A 21,256-nucleotide genomic window follows, 5' to 3' on the forward strand; every position below is an offset into this window, starting at 1 on the left:
GCCACAGCGTTCACGGCTTCTTCCCCTCGGGGCACGCCAGCCTCAGCAGCTCCCGTTTGGGGAACAGTCACGGTGACCGTTCCCCAAACGTATGCGCAAGGCATCCATTCCGGAAGTAACGGTCCTTGACCTGCTGATTCGGGGTTCAGAAATAGGCACCGGGCTTGTCCTACCCTCCAAATGTGGGTCTGAGCTGGTCATTCGTAAGATCAGCGGGCCCAGGGGTTCCGGGTATGGCTGTGAGCTTGTCGCCGTTGGATCGCTCAAGAACTTGGCCGCCCGGGAGCCCCGCGACGACTCGACCGCTAATTGGGATACGCGACTCGGTCGCTGTGTAGGACAACGTCGGCAAGGTCGTCTGCCGCCTCGACCTGGATGTCTAAAGCGAGGCGTCTGCCCACCTGGCAGCCACGAGGTGTCGCGGTCCGGCACTCGAACATCCCGAAATCCAACCGCTCCTTCGGAATGCTCTCATCAACGGATTAAGGATCTACAGAGCTTCTTCGACTGCCACGGCGGGCGTTTGCCCACTTCGGCGGGGTGGCGATGACGATCGTCTATGACGCACGAAGACCATCGTCCGCGGCGCGTCGCTCCGGGCGAGGCGGTCCCGCTGCATGCGGAAGCGGTCGGGTTCGCCGGCCATTACGACTTCGATATCGACATCCTGGCCGCCAGCTCACCGGCAAGGGACGCGTCGAACGACAGGTCCTCATCGTCCGTGAACACGTTCTGTCCAGCCGATCTTTCTCCTCCGTCGAGGAGATTGACGCCGATGCCGGTGAGGAAGTCGGCGTCTCCCTGGCTGGGATGTTCCGGGAGCCGGTGCCCGACTCCCGGAGCACGTGCAGGATCACGTCGCCGCTCTCGCCGTGTGCGGTCAGCGGAGCAGTGATCCCCAGCCGCCGTCGATCGGAATGGCCAGCCCCGTGAGGTACGAGGAGCGTTCCGAGGCGAGGAAGAGGGCGAGTTCGGCGACCTCCTGCGGGGTGCCGCCGCGTTGCATCGCCGGCTTCTGGAGCTTCTCCGGGGCCGCCTGGACCGCGTTCTGGCCCATGTCGGTGAGGATGATGCCGGGGCAGAGGGAGTTGGCCCGGATCCCGTCGGTGGCGTACTCGGTCGCCGCCGCCCGGGTCAGTGCGATGACGCCGGCCTTCGCGGCCGAGTAGACGCCGGCATAGGCGCCGGAGGTGGCCAGAGCAGCCAGCGAGGCCCAGTTGACGATCGCGCCGCCGCCGGTGGCGCGCATGGTACGGATCCCGTGCTTGGTGCCGAGGAACACGCCCTTGAGGTCCACGGCCATGATCCGGTCGTACATCTCCAGGGTGGAGTCGGCGAGCGGGGCACCGTCGGCGATGCCGGCCACGTTCAGCACCGCGTCCACGCGGCCGAACTCCCGTACCGCTGTCTCGAACATCGCGACGACCTGGTCCTCCTGCGAGACGTCGCAGTGGACGGGTACGACCGCTTCGCCGAGTTCGGCCGCGGTGTCCTTCTCCTTGCCGCTGATGTCGGCGGCGACGACCCGGGCGCCGTGCTGGACGAACAGCTCAGCGCAGGCCTTGGCCATGCCCGCGCCGGCTCCGGTGATCACTGCGACTTTGCCATCCATGTCACCCATGCGACTTCTCCTTCATCGTGGTGGGGGGGGCAGACCTGCCGACGGGCTCGTCGGCAGGTACGGAGGTTGACGGGGCGTCACGCCTTGACGACGGCGGACTTCTCCCGGGTGAACTCCAGGACGGCGTCGTGGCCGTAGCCGCTGTCCTTCACGCCGCTGAACGGCAGTTCGTAGCGCGTCTGGCGATAGGTGTTGACCCACACGTTGCCCGCGTCGAGGTCACGGACGAAACGCAGCGCGCGGGCCAGGTCTCGGGTCCACACCCCGGAAGCGAGGCCGTAACGGCTGTCGTTGGCGAGCGCGAGGGCCTCGTCGTCGGTGTCGAAGGGGATGACCACGGCGACGGGGCCGAAGATCTCCTCCTGACAGATGCGCAGCGAGTTGTCCGTGGTGGTGAAAAGGGTGGGCTCGACCCAGTAGCCGCCCGGCAGTTCGGGGACCAGCTGGGGGCCGTGCCGGCCACCGAAGACCAACTCCGCTTCCCGCGCACCGGACTTGAGATGGCCGACGACGCGGTCGTACTGCTCCCGGGAGATGAGGGGGCCCATGGTGGTGCTGTCGTCGGCCGGGTCGCCGAGGACGATTCCCTCGGTGATCGCGCGGATGCGCTTCAGCATCTCGTCGAGGACGGGCCGCTGGACGAGGATCCGTGAGCCGGCCACGCACACCTGTCCCGCGTTGCCGGTGAAGACGGACTCGACCGTCACGCCCTGCGCGGCGGCGTCGAGGTCGGCGTCGGCGAAGACGATGTTGGGGGACTTGCCGCCGAGTTCGAAGATGCTCGGGGTGAGGTTGTCCGCCGCGGCCCGCTGGATGGCCCGGCCGGTCTCCGTCGACCCGGTCATGGTGATCTTCCGGACGTCCCGGTGCCGGACGAGGGGGACCCCGGCGTTCCCGCCGGTGCCGGAGACGATGTTCAGGACCCCGGGCGGCAGCACCTCGGCGACGAGTTCGGCGAAGCGCAGCGATGACACGCTCGCCTGCTCCGGGGGTTTGACGACCACGGTGTTGCCCGCCGCGAGCGCCATGGCCGCCTTGTTGCACAGCATCGCCAGCGGCGCGTTCCACGGCACGATCGCCGCGACGACGCCGTAGGGCTCGCGCCGGGTGAAGCCGAAGCTGGCCGGGTCGAGCACCACGCTGTCGCCGGTGACCGCCTCCAGCGTCCGGCTCGCGGCCTGGTTCCACACGAATGCCATGCCGATTCCTGCGCGCTGGATGTTCTCCCCCAGGAGGCGGCCGTTGTCGCGGGTCTCCAGCCGGGCCAGTTCCTCGCCGTGTTCGGCGAAGACCTTCGCCACCTGCTGCAGGTAGTGGCCGCGGACCGCCGCCGGCAGCGCCGACCAGCCGGGGAAGGCCCCCTTCGCGGCCCTGACCGCGGCGTCCACATCCGGCTGGCCGCCCGCGGGGATCTGCGCCCAGACCTCCCCTGTCGCCGGGTTCTCCGCGTCGAGCCATCGCCCCGACTCCGGTGGACGCAGCGTCCCGCCGATCAGGTTCCGATACGCCTCAGTCATGCTTCGCCTCTTTCCGGGAGTGAACTGGCCTCCGCCCACGAACGGGCGGGGACGGATCGCCATGCGGCGCGATGGCGCACGTCATGACATCCAGGGCGTGAAGCCGCTAAAACGATTGGAAGCTATCTCTTTTATGAAGCAGGCGTCAACGAAGGGAAAGGCCACTTCACGTGGCTCTTTTCCACTCATCCTCATGGATGCGACCTAGGGATGACCGCGTCAGCGCGACTTACTTCTCAAGTAGGTTGCCCATCGATCGCAAATAAATGAGAGTTTCTATCAGAACAGAAGGCCGAGCGGTTCATCCCAACGGCTCAGCAAAGGAGACATCTCATGCAACTGGCAGCCGACATCGGCGCCCCCGGCCGCAGGTCCGGCTCATGAACCGGATCGTTGTAGTTGGCGCGTCGGCGGGCGGACTGGCCACGGCGGAGGCACTGCGCCGTGCGCGCTACGAGGGTGCGATCACGCTCGTCGGCGACGAACCCTATGCCCCCTACGACCGCCCGCCTCTGTCGAAGCAACTCCTCAAGGGCGACTGGCAGCCGGACCGTCTGGCGCTGCGCCCGGCGGCGGACCTCGACGCCCTCGGCCTTGACCTGTGCCTGGGTGCGACCGCCATTGGGCTGGACCGGAACTCCCGCCAGGTGTACCTGGCGGACGGCAGCCGGGTGTCGTACGACGCGCTGGTCGTGGCCACCGGCGTCCGTCCGCGCCGCCTGCCGGGCAGCGAGGGGGTGTCCGGTGTGCATGTGCTGCGCACGGTCGAGGACGCGCTGGCACTCAAGGAACGGCTGCGGCCGGACCGGCGCCTGGTGATCGTCGGAGGTGGGTTCATCGGGGCGGAGGTGGCGGCCACGGCCCGTGCGCTGGGCGTCGCTGTGACTCTCCTGGAGGCGGGCACAGTCCCCATGGGCCAGGCCGTCGGCGACGAGGCCGGACGGTTCCTGACCCGGATACACCTGGCCCACGGCGTGGACGTGCGCACCGGCACCTCGGTCCACGAGCTCCGGAGCTCCGCCGGCCGGGTCACCGGTGTCCTGCTGTCCGACGGCAGCGTCCTGCCCGCCGACGACGTCCTCGTGGCCATCGGCTCCCTGCCCAACACCGAATGGCTGGACGGCAGCGGCCTGGACATGCAGGACGGGCTGGTGTGCGACGAGTACTGCGCCGCCGCTTCCGACATCTACGGAGTCGGCGACGTGGCCCGCTGGCACAACTCGCTCTTCGACACTCCGATGCGCATCGAACACCGTACGAACGCCGCCGAGCAGGCCATGGCCGCCGCCCGCAACCTCCTCACCCCCGACCAGCGACGGCCGTTCGCGCCGGTCCCCTACTTCTGGTCTGACCAGTACGACGTCAAGATCCATGCGTACGGGCATCTGCGCGGCCACGACGAGGCGCTCGTCCTGAAGTCCGAGACCGCGCAGTTTCTCCTGGTCGCCTACCGCCGGGGCGAACGGCTGGCCGGCGTACTCGCCGCAGGGCTGCCACCCAAGACCGTACGCGCCTGGCGCTCGCTCATCGCGGCCGGCACCGCCTGGACGGAAGCCGTCATCGGCGCCCCCGTCGTATAACCCCACATCCGCAGCTCCCGACCGGTACCCACGCCCCCACCCCCCACCCCACTGGAGGACCCATGAGCACGGCCACCGATCAGACCGGCAACCTCGATCTGCCGGCCTACCCCGCCGCCCGCTCCGGGCGCTGTCCGCTCGATCTCCCATCCGAGTACGAGCAGTGGCGGCTGGGCGACGGACTGCAGAAGGTGCGGCTGTGGAACGGCGAGACCGCATGGGTGGTCACCCGCCACGAGGACGTCAAGTTCGTCCTGTCCGACCAGCGGATCAGCGCCGACACCAACCGCTACCCCCGCATGCACCCGAGCGGGGAACAGCAGATGCCGGCCTTCCCGCGCATGGACGACCCCGAGCACGCCCGGATACGTCTCATGCTCACCAAGGACTTCACGGTCAAGCGTATGGAGGCGATGCGCCCCCAGGTGCGAGCGCTGGTCGACCGGTTCATCGACGAGATGACCGCCCAGGGTGACTCGGCCGACCTCGTCGAAGCCTTCGCCCTTCCGATGCCGTCCCTGGTCATCTCGCTGCTGCTCGGGGTCCCCTACGAGGACCACGAGTTCTTTCAGAAGCACAGCATCACGATCAACCAGCCGGACGTCACCCCCCAGGACAAGAGCCGCGCGAGTGCCGAGCTGTTCGGTTTCCTCATGGAGCTCGTGCAGCGCAAACAGCTCGAGCCCGGCGACGACCTGATCAGCAGGCTGATCGCCGAGCGCGTCGAGACGGGGGAGCTGAAGCCGGAGGAAGTGGCCATGAACGGCCTCGTCCTGCTCATCGCCGGGCACGAGACCACCGCCAACATGATCGGCCTGGGCACGCTGACCCTGCTGGAGCACCCGGAGCAGGCGGCCGTGATCCGGGACAGCGACGACCCCAAGGCGGTCGCCAACGCCATCGAGGAACTGCTGCGCTACCTCTCGATCGCCCAGGACATGATCTGGCGCGCCGCCCACGAGGACCTCGTCATCGGCGGCCAGAAGGTCGAAGCCGGCGACATCCTCGCCGTCAACCTTCCCGCCGCCAACCACGACCCGTCGTTCATGGACAACGCCGGGACCCTCGACATCACCCGCAACACCCGCGGCCACATCGCCTTCGGCTACGGCATCCACCAGTGCCTCGGCCAGAACCTGGCCCGGGTGGAACTGACGGAGGCGCTGCCCCGGCTCCTGCGCCGGCTGCCCGGCCTCCGCCTGGCCGTACGCCTGGAAGAGGTCCCGTTCCGCGCCACCATGGCCGCCTTCGGCGTCCACGAACTACCGGTCACCTGGTAGGGAGGGGCCCACAGACGGGCGGCCTCCACAGTGGAGACGCCCCCAGCGCCGCCACACCCGGGGAAACGTCAGGCGGCGCATCGTGGGACCGGCGGTTTGTGCCACCCCCCGACCGTCGGTCCCACGTCCCACCAGTACGTCACGCCGTGCAAGAACATGCTGAGCGCTCCGCGGGAAGCGCCTGGTCGCGCCGTCGATCGTCTGCGGCACCGTCGCGGCGCGACGCTCACCACACACGAGGGAGAGAAAGATGAGAGGCCTGCGTGGCAAGCGGATCGTCGTTGCCGGCGGATCCACCGGTATCGGTGCCGCCACGGCCGAACGGCTCGCCGAGGAGGGCGCGTCGGTGGTCATCGGCGACCTGAACTTCTCCGGTGCGCAGGCAACGGCCAAGCGCATCGCCGAGGGCGGAGGGACCGCGGTGGCCGTGTACTTCGACCTGGCCGACGAGGGCTCCGTGCAGGCGCTGATCGATCATGCCGTGGCCGAACTCGGCGGGCTGGACGGCCTGTTCAACGTGGGTGCCAATGTTCCGGACGCGGTGCCCGACCGGGACACCGACCTGCTCAGCATGGACCCGCAGGTCTGGCGCCGTACGTTCGAGGTGAACCTGCTCGGCTACAGCCTGGCCTGCCGGGCGGCCATCCCGCATCTGCTCGCCGCGGGCGGGGGTGCGATCGTGAACTGCTCCTCCGGAGGTGCGTGGTCCGGGCTGCCCGTGCTGCCCGCGTATTCGACCTCGAAGGCCGGGGTCAACGCACTGACCCGGCACATCGCCTCGCGCTGGGGCCGGGAGGGGGTCCGCTGCAACGCGGTAGCACCGGGCCGAGTCGTGACCGAGTCCCTGCAACGCCAAGGCACCCCCGTGCCGCAACCGGGGCACGAGATCCGCAGCACCCGATTCGGCAGGCCGAGCGACATCGCCGCGACGGTGGTTCTGCTGCTCTCGGACGACGGAGAGTGGGTCAACGGTCAGACGTGGTCGGTCTGCGGCGGCGCGAGCCTGCGGGAGTGAGAGAAACCGCGGGCGGCAGCCCCCCTTTGTCAGACAGACCGGGACCCCCGCGTCGGCGACCGCCGGAGCGGCTCCGGCGACGGAAGCACGGTGGGCCGCGCAGGCGCGAGGCCGTCGAGCATCAGGGTGATGTAGCGCTTCCAGCCGTCGCTGTCGGGCCGCACCGTGTGCAGAAGACTGAGCAGCATCACCGTGATCCGGTGGAGGTCGTCGGGAACGAGGTCGGCGCGGACATGTCCGGCGATCTGCGCCCGTCGGGTGACCACGATCAGTGCCTCGTAGAACGGTGCGGAGAGCTCCGAGGCCAAGGAGCCCGAATGGCGCACCGCGCCGAGCATGCCTCGTTCGTGTGCCGCGAAGGAGACCGAGGCCTCCCACAGGGTCGCGAGCCCGCGCAGGGGATCACTGTCCTCGAGCGCTCGGCTGATAGCGGGCGACATCTCCTCGGTGATCTTCTGGTCCAGCGCCGCCCGGACGAGTTGCTCTTTGTTCGGGAAGCGTCGGTACAGCGTCGCGATGCCCACACCGGCGCGACGGGCGATCTCCTCCAGCGAGGCGTCGGGGCCGCTCTCGGCGTAGATCTCGCGCGCGGCCCAGAGGATCTTCTCCGAGTTGCGGGCGGCGTCGGAGCGCAGTCGACGCGGAGTTTCAGCAGTCACCGCTCCACCTTACCAACCAATAGTCAACCATCTATTGGGTTATCAGCCTGATCCCGATAACCGATAGCGTCATCTCGGTTAGAGGGAATCCCCCCTCCCTCCCACCTAGGAGTAATCCATGCCGGTCACCCAGCCCGCCACGTACCCGTTCGCGGCCGAGAAGCTCGATCTCAGCCCTCTGTACTCCGCCCTGAGGAAGGAGCAGCCACTGAGCCGGATCCAGCTCCCGTATGGCGAGCCCGCCTGGCTGGCCACCCGCCACGCGGACGCGCGGTTCGTCCTCAGTGACCCCCGCTTCAGCCGAAACGAAGCCCTCCGGCGCGACGAGCCGCGCATGCGGTCCTTCCCCACCCCGCCGGACGCTCTCATGATCATGGACCCGCCGGAGCACTCCCGCCTGCGCCGGCTCGCGTCCAAGGCGTTCACCGTCAAGCGGGTCGAGGACTGGCGGCCCCGGGCCGAGCGGATCGCCGCCGATCTGGCCGACGGGATGCTCACCAAGGGCACCCCCTCCGATCTGGTCACCGACTTCGCGCTGCCGTTGCCGATCAGCGTGATCAGCGCCCTGCTCGGGGTGCCCTCCCAGGACCGGGGCGACTTCCACGTCTGGGCCGAGGCGTTCATCTCCACCACCAAGTACACGGCGGAAGAGGCGGCGAAGCACCGGGAAAGCCTGACCGTGTACATGGCCGGCCTCATCGCCGAGCACCGCGAGAATCCCCGCGACGACCTGATCGGCGACCTCGTCGCCGCACGGGACGAGGACGACCGGCTCTCCGAAGACGAGCTGCAGACCATGCTCTCCGGCATCCTCGTCGGCGGCTTCGAGACCACCGCCACCCAGATCACCAACTTCGTGTACGTGCTGCTCACCCACCCCGAACAGCTCGCGGCCCTGCGCGCCGATCTGGACCGGATACCGCAGGCGGTGGAGGAACTCCTGCGCTTCGTCCCGCTGTCCATCGGCACCACCTTCGCCCGCTACGCCCTGGAGGACGTCGAGGTCGGCGGGGTGACGGTACGGGCCGGCGAGCCCGTGATGGTCGCCCTGCACTCGGCCAACCGGGACGAGTCCGTGTTCACCTGCCCCCACCAACTCGACCTGGAGCGCCGCGAGGCCGCCCACGTCGCCTTCGGGGGCGGCATACACCACTGCCTGGGCTCCCCGCTGGCCCGGGTGGAACTGCAGGTGGCCCTGCACACCCTGCTCACCCGCTTCCCGGGCCTGCGGTTCCACGAGTCCGAGGCGGACGTCGTCTGGAAGACCGGAGTGCTCACCCGCGGTCCGGAACGCCTGCCGCTCACCTGGGACCACGCCTGACCTGCCCACCTGACACCAGACCTGCCCCCTACAGCGGACACCCCCACACCACAGGAGAGAACTGTGCACATCGAATTCGACGAGCCCAAGTGCGTCGCCGCGGGACAGTGCGTCGTGGCCGCACCCGAGGTCTTCGACCAGCGTGACGAGGACGGCATCGCCATCCTGCTCACCGAGACCCCCACCGCAGATCTGCACGAGGGCGTGCGGGAGGCCGCGGCGCTCTGCCCGGCGGCCGCCATCCGTCTAAAGGAGTAGCCGCGCACTCCCGCGCCCCGCAGCCGGGCCGCCGGCCCGGGCGGCGCTCCCCCACTTCCCCGGGGAGCGCCGCCTCACCCATGCGCCGTGCCACTTTCCTTCGCACGCCCCTCCTGAGAGGCCCATCCATGTCCGCAGCATCATCCCGGCCGCCCGCCGAGGAGACGCCCGCCGCTCCGCGAGCGAACGCCGTCGTGGCTGCCCTGGCCTTCGGCGGGATCGTGGTCTCGCTGATGCAGTCCCTTGTCATCCCCCTGATCCCCGAGCTTCCGGACCTCCTCAACGCCTCCCCCACGGACACGGCCTGGGCTGTCACCGCGACACTGCTCGCCGGCGCCGTCGCCACCCCCGTCATGGGACGGCTCGGTGACATGTACGGCAAACGGCGCATGCTGCTGTTCAGCCTCGCCCTCCTCGTGGCCGGCTCAGTGGTCTGCGGCCTCAGCGACTCCCTCTTCCCGATGATCATCGGCAGGGTCCTGCAGGGTCTGTCCGCGGGCGCCGTCTCACTGGGCATCAGCATCATGCGTGACGAGCTGCCCGCCGAGCGGCTGCCCGGCGCGACCGCCCTGATGAGCGCGTCCCTCGGCATCGGCGGTGCGCTGGGACTGCCCGCGGCCGCCCTGATCGCCGATCACTTCGACTGGCACGTGCTGTTCTGGACCTCCGGGGCCCTCGGCGTCCTAGCGGTGGCACTTGTCGTGACGATCGTCCCGGAGTCCGAGGTGCGCACGGGCGGCCGCTTCGACCTGGTGGGCGCGGCCGGCCTCGCAGCCGGTCTGGTCTGTCTGCTGCTGGCCGTGTCCAAGGGAGCCGACTGGGGCTGGAGCAGCACAACCACCCTCGGCCTGTTCGCCGCCGCAGCGATCGTGCTGCTCCTGTGGGGACGTTTCGAACTGCGCGTCAGCGCGCCGCTGGTCGACCTGCGCACCAGCGCCCGCCCCCAGGTGCTGTTCACTAACCTCGCGTCCGTCGCCATCGGCTTCTCCATGTTCGCACTGGCCCTGGTCATGCCGCAGCTGCTGCAACTTCCCGAGCAGACCGGCTACGGCATGGGCCAGGACCTGCTGGCCGTCGGTCTGGCCATGGCGCCGATGGGCCTGGTGATGATGGCCACGGCCCCGTTGTCCGCGCGCATCACCAAGGCGCGCGGCCCCAAGGTCACCCTGATGACCGGCGCACTGGTCGTGGCCGCCGGCTACGCGACCGGCGTCGTGCTGATGTCCGAGATCTGGCAACTGGTCGTGGTCGGCTGCATCGTCGGCGCAGGCATGGGGCTGGCGTACGGCGCCATGCCCGCGCTGATCATGGGCGCCGTACCAGTGTCCGAGACCGCCGCCGCCAACAGCCTCAACACCCTGATGCGTTCCCTCGGCACCTCTTTCTCCAGCGCTGTCGTCGGCGTGGTTCTGGCACAGCTGACCACCGACTTCGCGGGCCACGCTCTTCCGTCGGAGAGCGGCTTCAGGACTGTCCTGGCCATCGGCGCCGGTGCCGCCGCGCTGTGCTGTGCGCTCGCCGCCTTCCTGCCCCGCCAGCAGCCCGGCCCCGTCCCGGGGCACGCGCCGGCCAAGCCGTCGGAGCCAGCGAAGACCACCTCATAACACCTGGCACACGGCATCGCCACGCCTCTCGCGCGTTCGTCTCCGACGCGGGCGAGGCGCAGACAGACGCTACTGACAGCTTGGATCACCAACCGGCCAGGCCCCCGCATCTTCCGGATGAGGATCGGTAGTACTCCAGTAGCAATCGTCGCCTCGCAATTCGCTTCCAGGGTACAGGGGACACCTGGGAAACCGCTCCTACAGTGGGCTGGTCCCTGAAAAGACCCACCCCCGTGACTCGATTCACACTATTACCAGACAAGGACTTTTCGTGGGTTCTGTTCGAAACAATGAATGTCACTTCTTCAAGCGCACCGCAGGGCTCGCTGCAATCGCCGCTGGCTGCGGAATCATCGCCATCGCCCTGACGGCGGACAACAGCAGCACGCAAGCCGACGCGCCACGGAACTGCAACCTCGACGGAACGGTTTGCAACCCCTTCTGAACCGCGGATTCGAATCACTTATCGCTATTTTCGGATATCCGGTTCGCGCTCACCATTCTTCTTATGTCATTCAATTCTGACAGCCCCAGAAAACAATAGGAGTACGCATGCGCATCACGAAAGACCAGGTCGCCGTCATCACGGGAGGGGCCAGCGGCATTGGCTACGGCCTCGCCGAAGCCCTCGCCGAGCGCGGGGTGCGTCTGGTCATCTCCGACATCCGTGAGGAGGGCCTCGAGAAGGCGAAGGCGTCGCTGACGGCCGCCGGTGCCGAGGTCACCGCCGTGGTGGCGGACGTCAGCGACGAGGCCTCGGTGCGTGCCCTCGCCGACCGGACCGTCGCCGCGTACGGGCGTGTGGACCTGGTCTGCAACAACGCCGGCGTCGTCTCCCCTCCCGCTCCCCTGTGGGAACAGGAAGCGCGCATCTGGGAGTTGATGATCAGCGTCAAGGTGCTCGGTGTCGTCCACGGCGTCAAGGCCTTCGCTCCCCTGCTCATCGAGCAGGGGACGGGTCACTTCCTCAACACCGCCTCCTCGGGAGGCCTCGCTCCCCTGCCCGACCTGACGCCGTACACCACCACCATGCACGCGGTCGTGGGGCTGACCGAGACGCTCGATCTGGAGTTGAAGCGTGTGGCACCCGCGCTGGGCGCGACCGTGCTCTGCCCGGGGCTCGTCGACACGCCCCTCGGGCAGAACTCAGTGGCGCTCGGCGCCATCGATCTGCAAGCCGTCTCTCCAGCTGCGATGCAGAACGCCGCCGCGAACTTCGGCGGGAAACTCTCTGTGCGTGAGGTCGCGGACTCGGCGATCGCGGCCATCGAGGCCGGCCGGGTCCATGTCGCCCCGGGCGGCGACGTCGCCGAGCGAGCTCAGGCGCGCGTCACGGCCCTGCTCGCCGACATCGCCGAGTGCTGACTCCGCACGTATCGCTGCCAGCTGCCTGCAGGTCGGGTTCCCGGACCACGAATGCCTGTTGCCTGTTTCTGGCGAACCCCGGGAGCGGCAGCAACACCCCACGCCGTCCGAAGAAGCACCACCCCGGCCCCGTACCAGCGCGGAGACGCCGGGCGGGTCCGCTCAGCGCGGCCGGGTCGACGACGTCTTCGGGAAGCGGCACGTGCTGCTGCGCATGCACGGGAGCGCTCTGCCCGAGGTGTTCGAACATTCCGGAAGCAGACGACATCTGCGGGGCCCGTCAGGCCGAGCTGCGCGAGCCCTGTCCAAGGGTGCCTGCCCGGCGGTGTGGCCGCAGCGGACCTGATCGCCTTCGGCGTGTGCGACTACAGCGAGCTATATCTGCACCGCCATGACGGGACCATGCACGTCTGGATCCGACTGGATGAGCGCATGAGCGAGAACCCACAGGTCAGAGCCATCCTGGAACACAAAACCGGCGGGCCCGGAACTGCCCAGCCAGGCCGTGCAGTTCCGGGCCCGTATCGAAGAACTCTCCCGGCGACCAAGCGAACTCGACGCGGAGAGCGAGGAATCGTGTATCGCCCGCAAGACCCTTCTCACTCTCCGGCTGCCCTCACTCGCCACCGGGCCGGACCGCCCGACATCGCGGACCACCCCGCCGGCCAGCAGATCCTCACCGCCCTGGCCGACGCGGGCTGGCCGACTCGCGCCCGCGACCCCTGCCAGGCCCTCGACCTGCCGATCGGAGACATCGACGTCAACGGCGGCTACTGCATGACGTGACCGTCGTCCACGCCGTTCGCGGCCGACTGGCTCAGTACGTTGCGTGACCGGTGCGGGGCCACGGGCGACCGGTCGTCCGCTCGATGTCTGTGTTGAACTGCTCCAGATCATCGATGAAGCGTTCCAGACGCTCCGGCGTCCAGTCGCTGAGGGTCTGGTCCAGGCCGGATGCCGTTCGGTCCCGCTCCGCCTTGAGGCGGCTGAGCCCTTCCTCGGTGATGCGGAACTTGTGCACGATGCTGCCGCTGGGATCGATCGTGCGCTCGACCAGGCCGTTCTTGAGGAGAGCGGTCGTCTGGCGGTTGAGGGTGGAGGACGCGAGACCGAACGCCTCGACGAGTTCGGGAATCGACATGGGGCCCTGCGCCTCAAGGCGGCTGAGCAGGACGTATGCGCTGCGGTCGAGCCCGGCCTGCTTGCCCGGTCCCCGCGGTCCGGCCATGGTCATGTGCCGCATCAGGATGAGCAGCTCCCGCTCCATCCGCTGTGCCTGTTGCGCGTCCACTGGTGCCTCCTCTGCATTACACGGCCGGGAGAGCGACGCGACGCTCATACCGACCACAGCTCGATTTTGCATCATACACATGGGTAGCACTCTGCCATTGTTGTGCATGATGCACTTCAATCGTATGATGCAATCAATACGCATGATGCACAGCCATCGCGCTTTGCGCCCGAGTACGCCCATCAGGAGCACGTCATGGAAACACCGACCCCTGTCGCCGAGGTGAGCGGGCGAGAGCCGAATTCGCCCGAGGCAGACCGGAAGCGAGAGATCGTCAAGCGTGTCTTTCTCTTCCTCATCCCCTTCCTCATGGTCACGATGATGTACGCGACCTACATGGGGACCATGCACTCGCCGAAGACCCGGGACATGCCGGTCGCGGTGGTCGGCTCGGGGGCTGTGGCCGAGTCCGTCGTCGACGAGCTGAAGTCCGTGCAGGAAGGCGCCGCCGATCCCCGGCTGGTCGCCGACCGCGGGAAGGCGCTCGACCTGCTCAAGGACCGTGACGTCGCGGGTGTACTGCAGATTCCCGCGGCCGGCGGCACGGAGGCGACCGTCTACACAGCCCAGGGAGCCGGTGCCTCGCAGGCGAGCAAGGTCAAGCAGATCCTGGCCCCGGTGGCGGCGGGCCACGACTGGACGACCAAGACCCAGGACATCGCGCCCCTGCCCTCCGGGGACAGTGCGGGCATCGCCGTGCTGCTCGCCGCGATCGGCATGATCATGGTCGGGTACGTCCCGCTGAGCGGGATGATGACGGCGGTGCCCCACCTGCTCGCCCTGCGCAGGTTCCTGCCGCTGCTGGCTGGCTGGGCGGTGGTGACCAGCACCGTGACATGGCTGATCCTGGGGCCGATCGTGGGGGCAGTCGACGGTCACTACCTGGCGTTCGTCGGGATCGGACTGCTGGCGACAGGAGCCGTGGGCATCGGTCAACTGTTGTTCGCCAGGTTCCTGGGCGGGCTGGCGCTGCTGCCCGGCATGCTGCTGTGGGTCGTCTTCGGTGTGCCCTCCTCGAACCTCGCCACACCGATCTCCTCGATGCCCAGCTTCTTTGGCTGGCTGCACGATGTGCTGCCGCTGCCGGCCGCGGGTGAGGCGCTTCGGTCGGTCATCTACTTCGACGGCCGGGGAGTGGGCGAGCGTGTGCAGACACTCGCCATCTGGCTGGTCGCCGCCCTCGCGCTCGCCTTCGTGATGGAGCGCCGCAAGGGTGCCGTCCTCGCGGACACCCCGGAGTACGACAACCCCGATGCCCCGCGGCCCGCGATGTCCGGTGGCCCGGTGCGCTCCAAGCGGCTGCGGTACTTCGCGGTGGCTGCCTTCCCGCTGGCCATCCTCACCGCCGTCGTCGGCATGATGAGCGCCTCGCTGCACCAGCCCGAGATTCGCGACATGCCCGTGGTGGTCGTCGGCGCCTCCCAGGAACAGGCCGCACAGGCGGCCAAGGGCCTTCAGCAGGGTCTGGGCGACCTGGTCTCGCTGACCACCACCACCTCCCTCGACAAGGCGACCCACCAGATCCGCGAGCGCAAGGTCGTCGGCGCGTACGTACTGCCCACCACCAAGGGCGGTGAGGCGAAGCTCTACACCTCCTCGGCGGCCGGAGCCGGCCAGCACAATGCGCTGCGCGGCATGTTCCAGCAGGTCGCCCAGAGCCAGCAGACCCCGCTCGCGACGACCGACCTCACGCCGCTCAACGCCTCCGACTCCAACGGCAGCAACAGCATGTACGCGGCCATGTCGTGGATCATGTCCGGCTTCGTGGTCATGGCGGCGCTGCGCGGCGGCGCACCGGAGATCAAGAGGCTGCGCCAGCTCCTGCCGATGATGGCCGGCTGGGCGGTGGGCATGGCCGTATGGCTGTGGGTGCTGTTCGACGTCCTGATCGGCGCGATCAACGGCCACGGCTGGGCGATGGTCGGCTTCGGAGCACTGACGATCTTCAGCACCTCGCTGTTCACCGCGGTGTTCACCCGCACCCTCGGCATCGCCGGCGTCATTCCGGTGCTGCTGATCGCCCTGATGATCGGGGTCCCGGCCTCCGGCGGAGCCATCTCCCTGTACATGGTCCCCGAGGTCTTCCGCGGCCTGAACGACGTCCTGCCCCTGCCCGCCGCGGTCGACGTGGTCCGGGCCACGGTCTACTTCGACGGCGCAGGCCTCGGCGGCCACCTGGCGACGATCGTCGGCTGGGGTGCCGTGTGCCTGTGGATCAACGTGGGGATCGACCGGTGGCTGACCCGCCGTGACGCCAGGCCCGGCATGGACGCGGACGGCGTCGCCGGCACTCCCGTGGCCGGCGAGGCAACCGCCCTGGCCCTGACCGGCGCCGGGGACACCGCCGAACCCTCCCGCCGCCGACGGAGGCGGACCGCGCGCACACGTTCCTGACCAGGCCCACGTTCCTGGCGTGCTGCGGCAGCGCACCGACATGGAGGTCGACCGCCGGTACACCGACACCGGCGGCGCCTCCATCGTCGGGTTCGCGTTGGCGCACATGCTCGACTTCAAGCTGATGTCCCGGCTGAAGAACACCGGGTCCGCGAAGCTGTACCGGCCGGCGAGGAGGCGACGCGCAGACAGCAGAGGCCGCTGTCCGGTGTCGCGGCGCAGTTGTTAGGTGGATCGCGCCCCGGTCGTTGAGACAAGCTCGGATAGCGTCGCCGCCCTGCGCCCCGCAGCGATCAGGAGGGAGCGCAGAATCTCGACATCCCGGCCAGAAGACATGGCTCCCGCTTGCTGTGACTCGGTGCCTGACGGCGATGCCGAGACACGGATCTTCTCGCCACGGTGCTCACCCTTCCGGCCTCGTGAGCGCATTGCCCAGCAGACGGCTCGCCCGCTGGCCGTAGCCACCGGCAGGCGTTTGTGCCGCCAAGTTCACGGAGGTCATGCCGGGTGTGTGTCCAAGGCCGTATTTCGTGAGCGGTGCCGGAAGCAGAACGGCCCGTACGCTCCAGCAGAGGGGCTCCTCGGTATGCGCGAGAGCGCCGCGCTCCACCAAGGGACTGTCACCACCGGTCCGACTCCGAGGGCTCCTCCGCCGTCGCGAGGGCGCTTGCGCGGGGGTAAGTGGGGGGCCGCTGTCCTCGACAGCGACACATACCGTGTGGGAGGCCGCCACGACGACCACGTCGATCTCGGTGGCAAGAGACAAGTGCTTGAGGGTGTTGGTCAGTGCCTCCTAAACGGTGCGGTAGACGGTGAACTGGAGGCCGTTCAGATCCCCTTCGGCGTGCAGGGTCACGGCGGGGGCCGGGGAACTCCTTGTCGAGCAGGTCAGCCACAGCATCACCACGAGGCGTCGTCGTCTGAAGGCGAACCGGCCGAGTCTGATCGGACACCAGTCCCCCGGATCTTCCGGATGGGACCGGTAGTTCTTCAGTAGCAATTTCCGCCCCTCAATTCACATCCGGGGTACCGGGGGTGGCTGGAAAACCACTCCTACATTGAGGCTGGGCCCTGGACAGGCTTTCCCACTTCTTCAAGAGCCTCACCGCAGGACTCTCTGTGGTCGCTGTAGAGGCTCGCTGGTCACGGCCCGCAACCATTTTGCATGCACATCCGAAGACGGCCCTTGGCATAGCTTGTGTCCTTCAAAATTCCCCGACACGAGCCGTGCAGAACGGAAGGAAAACCAAATGGGCAGAGTTGGACAGCCCCTGCGCAGAACCATACTTACCGGAGGACTGGTGGCCACCGTGGCCGCGCTTTCCAGCTGCTCGTCGGAGACGGACAGCGCAAAGACGGAGAACGCGGCGAAGACCTCCTCGCCGTCACCAAGTACTCAGGGCTCGTCTTCAGACGATCGGCCGGACTCGCCATGGGCAGCATTCGCCCGGCTGATGGAGGGCAACAAGCGCTGGGTGGACGGGAAACTGCTGCACCCCGACCGGGACCCCAGCCAGCGCCAGTTTGTCGCCGAGGAGCAGGATCCCTACGGCGTGATCCTTTCCTGCATCGACTCCCGGGTGCCGCCCGAGCTGCTGTTCGACACCGGGCTCGGCGACCTGTTCGTGATGCGCACCGGCGGGCAAGTCGTGGGACCTGTGGTCACCGGCTCCGTCGAGTACGGCCCCTTGACGTCGGGGACGCCGCTGATCGTCGTACTCGGACACCAGCGCTGCGGCGCCATCAAGGCCGCATACAAGGCGCTGAAGGACAACAAGCCGCTGCCCGGCAACCTGCAGGCCATCGCCGAGGCGCTGCGGCCCGCGTACGAGGAGACGGCGAAGGCCAGGCACGCCGACCCGGTCGACGCCATGATCCGCATCCACACCAAGCAGACCTCCGCCGGCCTAAGGTCCAACGCCGACCTCGCCCCACTCGTGAGGAAGGGCGACCTGGCCGTCGTCAGCGCCTACTACTCACTCGACACCGGCCGGGTGGAAGTCCTCACCGGTGCACCTTCTGCCTGACGGAACAGATCTTTCCCGGGTCGACTCGATCGAGACCCCGCCCTCACTGTCAAACCATGCTCGCCAGAAGGAATCCGATGCCCCGCACGAACCGCATCCTCGTCATCGTCACCAGCGTCAGCGAGTACGAGAGGGTCGGATACCGCACCGGTCTCTGGCTGGGTGAACTGACGCACTTCTACGACGTCGCAGAACAGGCCGGATTCGAAGTCACCATCGCCAGCATCGAGGGCGGACCCGTGCCGCTGGACCCGGAGAGCCTCGCGCACACCATCCTCGGCGACCTCGGCACCGACAAGCGGTACGCCGACCGCCTGTTCATGGACAAGCTCAAGGACACCGTGGCCGTGTCCCAGGTCGACGTCGACAGCTATGACGCCATCTACCTCACTGGCGGTCACGGCGTGATGTTCGACTATCACCAGAGCCAGGCGCTGGAGACGCTCATCGCACGGTTCTACGAGACCGGCCGGATCGTCTCGGCCGTCTGCCACGGACCGTGCGGCCTGCTCGACGTCACCCTGAGCAACGGCGAGCCTTTGGTGAAGGGCAGGAAGGTCACCGGCTTCTCCTGGCGGGAGGAGGAACTCGCCCAGCGGGCGCACGCCGTCCCCTACAGCCTGGAGGACCGGCTCAAGGAACTTGGTGCGTCCTACAGCATCGCGGAGAAGCCCTTCGACATTCACGTCGTCGAGGACGGCCGCCTCATCACCGGACAGAATCCCAGCAGCGCCAAGGCCGTCGCCGAGGCAGTGGTCCGACACCTGGTCTGAGAACCCGCCAGGCAGGTGACGCTTCAGTCCTCGGGCTGAGCACCTCGCCGCCGTCGCCACGGGAGAAGGTGCGCTCACCGCCGGCGGCCGCCTCAACGGCAACAACTGGTGCAGAACGGCCACACCGACCAGCAAGGGGGCCGTAGCGCTGCCGCAGTTCGTCGGCCGTTCAGGACTGCCGATACCGCGTGGCTGGCGCAGACAGCTCGCCCTCACTCGGCAAGGAGCCGCCGCAGCCAGTTCAGGCGTGCGACCAAAGCTGCGCGGGCGAGGGCCGCCTGCGGGGCGAAGCCCTCGAACCCGTGGAAGCCGCCGGGCCACACATGCAGTTCGGCAACACCGCCGGCCTGCCAGATGCGTGAGGCGTAGGCGACGACCTCGTCCCGGAACGTCTCCGCCGAGCCGACGTCGAGGTAGGCCGGGGGCAGCCCGGACAGGTCCTCGGCGCGGGCGGGCGCCGCGTAGGGGGGCACGTCCGGGCCACCACGCATCCCGCCCAGCAGCGCTGTCCAGCCGGCCTCGTTGGCCGTACGGTCCCAGATGCCCAGGCCCTGCATCTGGTGGGCGGACGGTGTGTCGTTGCGGTCGTCCAGCATCGGTCCCATGAGCAACTGTCCGACAGGCTGTGATCCCTTGCGGTCCTTGAGCAGCAGTGTGAGCGCGGCGGCGAGGCCACCGCCCGCGCTGACTCCCGCTACGACGATCCGCTCGGGGTCACCGCCGATCTCCCGCGCGTGATCGGCCGTCCACGCCAGGCCGGCGTACACGTCCTCGACGGGCGCGGGGTGCGGGTGTTCCGGTGCGAGCCGGTACTCGACGGACACCACCACCGCGTTCAGCTGCCGCGCCCAGTCCACGATCATGTCCACACCGGACCTGTTGTTACCGATCACCATGCCGCCGCCGTGGACGTGGTAGATCACGGGCCGCAGGCCGCTGCGTGCTGCGGGGCGGCAGATGAGGAGCGAGATGTCGGGGTCGCCCTCAGGTCCCGGCACGACCCGGTCTTCGACCTCGAAGAAACCTTGGTGGCTCAGCAGTTCGTCGTCCGGCACCGAGGTGTCCAGCATGTGACGCGCGGCGGCGAGCCCCTCCGCGGTGAGATCCGGGAACGTGCTCCCCTCGACTGCCATGGTCTGCAGAACCGCGCCGAGTTCGGTGTCGAGGGGGGGGTGGTGTCAGTTTCACGGTGTTCCTCACATGGTTGCTTCAGGGTAAGCAGCGACGGGACGATGTCGTCGACGAGGTGATGGAGATACGTGCTCGTCGGGTGTGCGGCCGAGGACGGATCCGCGCACCAAGACATGTGCTGCGGGGGTCTCGTCGACCAGGCGGGCGTCGTGTGCGTCCTTGGTGGGCCAGTGACGGCAGAGCGTGGCCTTGCTCGCTCGGGCGCCGGCCACCACGGCCTCATCGTGGACCCCTTCATGACCCGGCTCCGCGAGCACTTCGTACGTCGCGCGCAGGTTCGCTCTCTCCCGGGAGGCATTCATCCGCTCGGTTGATTTCAGGGTCCGTCCCGCCGGTGCCGTCATGGCACTTGACGCGCCCGGCACGTCAGGCGGAGACCTGGACCAGCTTGCCCCGCACCCGACGGCCCGACAGTTCGGTCAGGGCAGCGGGCACGTCTTCCAGGGCCATGGTTCGGGTCACCATCGGGTCCAGCCGTCCGTCGGCGGCCATGCCGAGCAACTCGGTGAGCATCGTCGACAGCTGCTTACGCGATCGTTCGTCTCCGACCGTGTACGCGGCGCCGAGCGCGATCTCGTGGAGGGAGGGTGCCATGGAGAACGGCGGCACAACGCTGAGGTCCGGCCGCCCCGCGATCGCGGCGAGGCGGCCACCGTGAACCAGAAGACCCAGGTTGGTGGTGGCTGAGTCCGGGCCCACGGTGTCGACCACGGCGTCCACACCTCGGCCCTCGGTCAACTCCCGTACGCGGGAAGCCACGTCCTCGGTCCGGCGGTCGACCACGGCTTCCGCGCCCAGTCCCTTCACATACGCGGTGTTGCCGGCGGACGCGGTGGCCAGCACCCGCGCTCCGGCCAGTGCGGCCAGTTGGACCGCGAAGCCGCCGACTCCCCCGGCACCACCGGTGACGAGAACGGTGTCCTGCACGGTGACGTGCAGACGGCGCACCACCGCCTGGTAGGCCGTCAAGCCGGCCGACGGCAGAGCGGCGGCGTCGGCCGGATCGAGGCCCGCCGGTACCGGTGCCAGCAGTTGGGCGTCCGCCAGGGCGTACTCAGCGAAGCCGCCGCGCTCGCGGATGTCCGCGTGGTAGGCGACGCGCTGCCCTGTGAGGACGTTCGTCACACCTGCGCCGAGTGCGTCCACGATGCCCACGACGTCCAGTCCGAGAACGGCCGGCCAGGTCCACTCGGGGATGCCGTGGGCGGCGCGCTGGTAGTCCGACGGGTTCAGTCCGCAGGCCTCGACTCTGATCCGTACCTGCCCCGGCCCGGGCTCGGGGACCGGCAGGTCCGCCAGCCGCAGGGTGTCGCAGGGGCCGGGCCGGTCCAGAACCAGAGCGCGCATGAAGGGGTCTGCT

At 68.5% G+C, this 21,256-nt stretch carries 20 protein-coding genes and 1 pseudogene; 14 read left to right on the forward strand and 7 right to left on the reverse strand.

The window, feature by feature from the left end:
- Nucleotides 1–484: 484 nt before the first annotated feature.
- Nucleotides 485–774: pseudogene (locus ACIBTS_RS47295) on the forward strand (IS21 family transposase); the annotation flags it as partial.
- A 106-nt stretch (nucleotides 775–880) separates the two neighbouring features.
- Here the strand turns inward: ACIBTS_RS47295 and ACIBTS_RS47300 are convergent.
- Together ACIBTS_RS47300 and ACIBTS_RS47305 are read right to left on the reverse strand one after the other, a co-directional pair.
- Nucleotides 881–1,621 carry an SDR family NAD(P)-dependent oxidoreductase gene (locus tag ACIBTS_RS47300; RefSeq protein ID WP_399327869.1) on the reverse strand — a complete coding sequence of 247 codons (741 nt, stop codon included), beginning with the start codon at nucleotides 1,619–1,621 and terminating at the stop codon, nucleotides 881–883.
- A 77-nt stretch (nucleotides 1,622–1,698) separates the two neighbouring features.
- The gene (locus ACIBTS_RS47305; RefSeq protein WP_399327871.1) at nucleotides 1,699–3,138 is read right to left on the reverse strand and encodes an aldehyde dehydrogenase family protein; all 1,440 of its coding nucleotides are present in this window, start codon (nucleotides 3,136–3,138) and stop codon (nucleotides 1,699–1,701) included.
- A gap of 380 nt (nucleotides 3,139–3,518) precedes the next feature.
- On the opposite strand from ACIBTS_RS47305, the gene ACIBTS_RS47310 reads away from it, so the two are divergent.
- The 3 genes from ACIBTS_RS47310 to ACIBTS_RS47320 all read left to right on the forward strand — a co-directional run bounded on the left by ACIBTS_RS47310 (nucleotide 3,519) and on the right by ACIBTS_RS47320 (nucleotide 7,013).
- Nucleotides 3,519–4,718 carry an NAD(P)/FAD-dependent oxidoreductase gene (locus ACIBTS_RS47310; protein ID WP_399327872.1) on the forward strand — a complete coding sequence of 400 codons (1,200 nt, stop codon included), beginning with the start codon at nucleotides 3,519–3,521 and terminating at the stop codon, nucleotides 4,716–4,718.
- Nucleotides 4,719–4,780: 62 nt separating this feature from the next.
- Nucleotides 4,781–5,998 (forward strand): cytochrome P450, encoded by a 1,218-nt coding sequence (locus ACIBTS_RS47315; protein ID WP_399327874.1) that lies wholly within the window; start codon nucleotides 4,781–4,783, stop codon nucleotides 5,996–5,998.
- Between the two features lie 250 nt (nucleotides 5,999–6,248).
- Nucleotides 6,249–7,013 carry an SDR family NAD(P)-dependent oxidoreductase gene (locus ACIBTS_RS47320; RefSeq protein WP_399327876.1) on the forward strand — a complete coding sequence of 255 codons (765 nt, stop codon included), beginning with the start codon at nucleotides 6,249–6,251 and terminating at the stop codon, nucleotides 7,011–7,013.
- Nucleotides 7,014–7,042: 29 nt separating this feature from the next.
- Here ACIBTS_RS47320 and ACIBTS_RS47325 read toward each other — a convergent pair whose 3' ends face one another.
- Entirely contained in the window at nucleotides 7,043–7,672 is a 630-nt protein-coding gene (locus tag ACIBTS_RS47325) for a TetR/AcrR family transcriptional regulator (protein ID WP_399327878.1), read from the reverse strand.
- A gap of 118 nt (nucleotides 7,673–7,790) precedes the next feature.
- Here ACIBTS_RS47325 and ACIBTS_RS47330 point away from each other — a divergent pair, with 118 nt between their 5' ends.
- The 6 genes from ACIBTS_RS47330 to ACIBTS_RS47355 all read left to right on the forward strand — a co-directional run bounded on the left by ACIBTS_RS47330 (nucleotide 7,791) and on the right by ACIBTS_RS47355 (nucleotide 13,006).
- Complete coding sequence (locus ACIBTS_RS47330) at nucleotides 7,791–8,993, forward strand: cytochrome P450 (protein ID WP_399327880.1); 1,203 nt, start codon at nucleotides 7,791–7,793, stop codon at nucleotides 8,991–8,993.
- A 63-nt stretch (nucleotides 8,994–9,056) separates the two neighbouring features.
- Nucleotides 9,057–9,251, forward strand: coding sequence for a ferredoxin (locus tag ACIBTS_RS47335; protein ID WP_399327882.1), 195 nt, complete (start codon nucleotides 9,057–9,059; stop codon nucleotides 9,249–9,251).
- 128 nt (nucleotides 9,252–9,379) lie between these two features.
- Nucleotides 9,380–10,855, forward strand: coding sequence for an MFS transporter (locus ACIBTS_RS47340; RefSeq protein WP_399327885.1), 1,476 nt, complete (start codon nucleotides 9,380–9,382; stop codon nucleotides 10,853–10,855).
- 271 nt (nucleotides 10,856–11,126) lie between these two features.
- Nucleotides 11,127–11,300, forward strand: coding sequence for a hypothetical protein (locus tag ACIBTS_RS47345; RefSeq protein ID WP_399327887.1), 174 nt, complete (start codon nucleotides 11,127–11,129; stop codon nucleotides 11,298–11,300).
- Between the two features lie 107 nt (nucleotides 11,301–11,407).
- Nucleotides 11,408–12,220 carry an SDR family NAD(P)-dependent oxidoreductase gene (locus tag ACIBTS_RS47350; RefSeq protein WP_399327889.1) on the forward strand — a complete coding sequence of 271 codons (813 nt, stop codon included), beginning with the start codon at nucleotides 11,408–11,410 and terminating at the stop codon, nucleotides 12,218–12,220.
- A 576-nt stretch (nucleotides 12,221–12,796) separates the two neighbouring features.
- The gene (locus ACIBTS_RS47355) at nucleotides 12,797–13,006 is read left to right on the forward strand and encodes a hypothetical protein (protein WP_399327891.1); all 210 of its coding nucleotides are present in this window, start codon (nucleotides 12,797–12,799) and stop codon (nucleotides 13,004–13,006) included.
- 31 nt (nucleotides 13,007–13,037) lie between these two features.
- On the opposite strand, the gene ACIBTS_RS47360 is transcribed toward ACIBTS_RS47355, so the two are convergent.
- On the reverse strand, nucleotides 13,038–13,511 hold the full coding sequence (locus ACIBTS_RS47360; protein ID WP_399327892.1) for a MarR family winged helix-turn-helix transcriptional regulator: 474 nt from the start codon (nucleotides 13,509–13,511) through the stop codon (nucleotides 13,038–13,040).
- Between the two features lie 195 nt (nucleotides 13,512–13,706).
- Here ACIBTS_RS47360 and ACIBTS_RS47365 point away from each other — a divergent pair, with 195 nt between their 5' ends.
- Complete coding sequence (locus tag ACIBTS_RS47365; protein WP_399327894.1) at nucleotides 13,707–15,905, forward strand: ABC transporter permease; 2,199 nt, start codon at nucleotides 13,707–13,709, stop codon at nucleotides 15,903–15,905.
- A gap of 19 nt (nucleotides 15,906–15,924) precedes the next feature.
- Nucleotides 15,925–16,134 (forward strand): Tn3 family transposase, encoded by a 210-nt coding sequence (locus ACIBTS_RS47370; RefSeq protein WP_399327896.1) that lies wholly within the window; start codon nucleotides 15,925–15,927, stop codon nucleotides 16,132–16,134.
- 564 nt (nucleotides 16,135–16,698) lie between these two features.
- On the opposite strand, the gene ACIBTS_RS47375 is transcribed toward ACIBTS_RS47370, so the two are convergent.
- Nucleotides 16,699–16,905, reverse strand: a complete 207-nt coding sequence (locus ACIBTS_RS47375; RefSeq protein WP_399327898.1) for a hypothetical protein — start codon at nucleotides 16,903–16,905, stop codon at nucleotides 16,699–16,701.
- A gap of 454 nt (nucleotides 16,906–17,359) precedes the next feature.
- Between ACIBTS_RS47375 and ACIBTS_RS47380 the strand changes: the two genes are divergently transcribed.
- Nucleotides 17,360–17,932: a carbonic anhydrase gene (locus ACIBTS_RS47380; RefSeq protein WP_399327900.1), complete on the forward strand. Its 573-nt coding sequence runs from the start codon at nucleotides 17,360–17,362 to the stop codon at nucleotides 17,930–17,932.
- A gap of 77 nt (nucleotides 17,933–18,009) precedes the next feature.
- Nucleotides 18,010–18,705, forward strand: coding sequence for a type 1 glutamine amidotransferase domain-containing protein (locus tag ACIBTS_RS47385; protein WP_399327902.1), 696 nt, complete (start codon nucleotides 18,010–18,012; stop codon nucleotides 18,703–18,705).
- A gap of 212 nt (nucleotides 18,706–18,917) precedes the next feature.
- Here the strand turns inward: ACIBTS_RS47385 and ACIBTS_RS47390 are convergent, their stop codons facing one another.
- Nucleotides 18,918–19,838: an alpha/beta hydrolase gene (locus tag ACIBTS_RS47390; RefSeq protein ID WP_399327903.1), complete on the reverse strand. Its 921-nt coding sequence runs from the start codon at nucleotides 19,836–19,838 to the stop codon at nucleotides 18,918–18,920.
- 424 nt (nucleotides 19,839–20,262) lie between these two features.
- Entirely contained in the window at nucleotides 20,263–21,243 is a 981-nt protein-coding gene (locus tag ACIBTS_RS47395) for a zinc-binding dehydrogenase (RefSeq protein WP_399327905.1), read from the reverse strand.
- Nucleotides 21,244–21,256: the final 13 nt, after the last annotated feature.

The sequence above is a fragment of the Streptomyces sp. NPDC050121 genome (assembly GCF_044460385.1).
Classification (GTDB): Bacteria; Actinomycetota; Actinomycetes; order Streptomycetales; family Streptomycetaceae; genus Streptomyces; species Streptomyces soliscabiei.

Bases quoted from the DNA above. Each gene is read 5' to 3' on its own strand.
- ACIBTS_RS47300 (WP_399327869.1), bottom strand. From the start codon at position 1,621: ATGGGTGACATGGATGGCAAAGTCGCAGTGATCACCGGAGCCGGCGCG.
- ACIBTS_RS47305 (WP_399327871.1), bottom strand. From the start codon at position 3,138: ATGACTGAGGCGTATCGGAACCTGATCGGCGGGACGCTGCGTCCACCG.
- ACIBTS_RS47310 (WP_399327872.1), top strand. From the start codon at position 3,519: ATGAACCGGATCGTTGTAGTTGGCGCGTCGGCGGGCGGACTGGCCACG.
- ACIBTS_RS47315 (WP_399327874.1), top strand. From the start codon at position 4,781: ATGAGCACGGCCACCGATCAGACCGGCAACCTCGATCTGCCGGCCTAC.
- ACIBTS_RS47320 (WP_399327876.1), top strand. From the start codon at position 6,249: ATGAGAGGCCTGCGTGGCAAGCGGATCGTCGTTGCCGGCGGATCCACC.
- ACIBTS_RS47330 (WP_399327880.1), top strand. From the start codon at position 7,791: ATGCCGGTCACCCAGCCCGCCACGTACCCGTTCGCGGCCGAGAAGCTC.
- ACIBTS_RS47340 (WP_399327885.1), top strand. From the start codon at position 9,380: ATGTCCGCAGCATCATCCCGGCCGCCCGCCGAGGAGACGCCCGCCGCT.
- ACIBTS_RS47350 (WP_399327889.1), top strand. From the start codon at position 11,408: ATGCGCATCACGAAAGACCAGGTCGCCGTCATCACGGGAGGGGCCAGC.
- ACIBTS_RS47365 (WP_399327894.1), top strand. From the start codon at position 13,707: ATGGAAACACCGACCCCTGTCGCCGAGGTGAGCGGGCGAGAGCCGAAT.
- ACIBTS_RS47380 (WP_399327900.1), top strand. From the start codon at position 17,360: ATGGAGGGCAACAAGCGCTGGGTGGACGGGAAACTGCTGCACCCCGAC.
- ACIBTS_RS47385 (WP_399327902.1), top strand. From the start codon at position 18,010: ATGCCCCGCACGAACCGCATCCTCGTCATCGTCACCAGCGTCAGCGAG.
- ACIBTS_RS47390 (WP_399327903.1), bottom strand. From the start codon at position 19,838: ATGGCAGTCGAGGGGAGCACGTTCCCGGATCTCACCGCGGAGGGGCTC.
- ACIBTS_RS47395 (WP_399327905.1), bottom strand. From the start codon at position 21,243: ATGCGCGCTCTGGTTCTGGACCGGCCCGGCCCCTGCGACACCCTGCGG.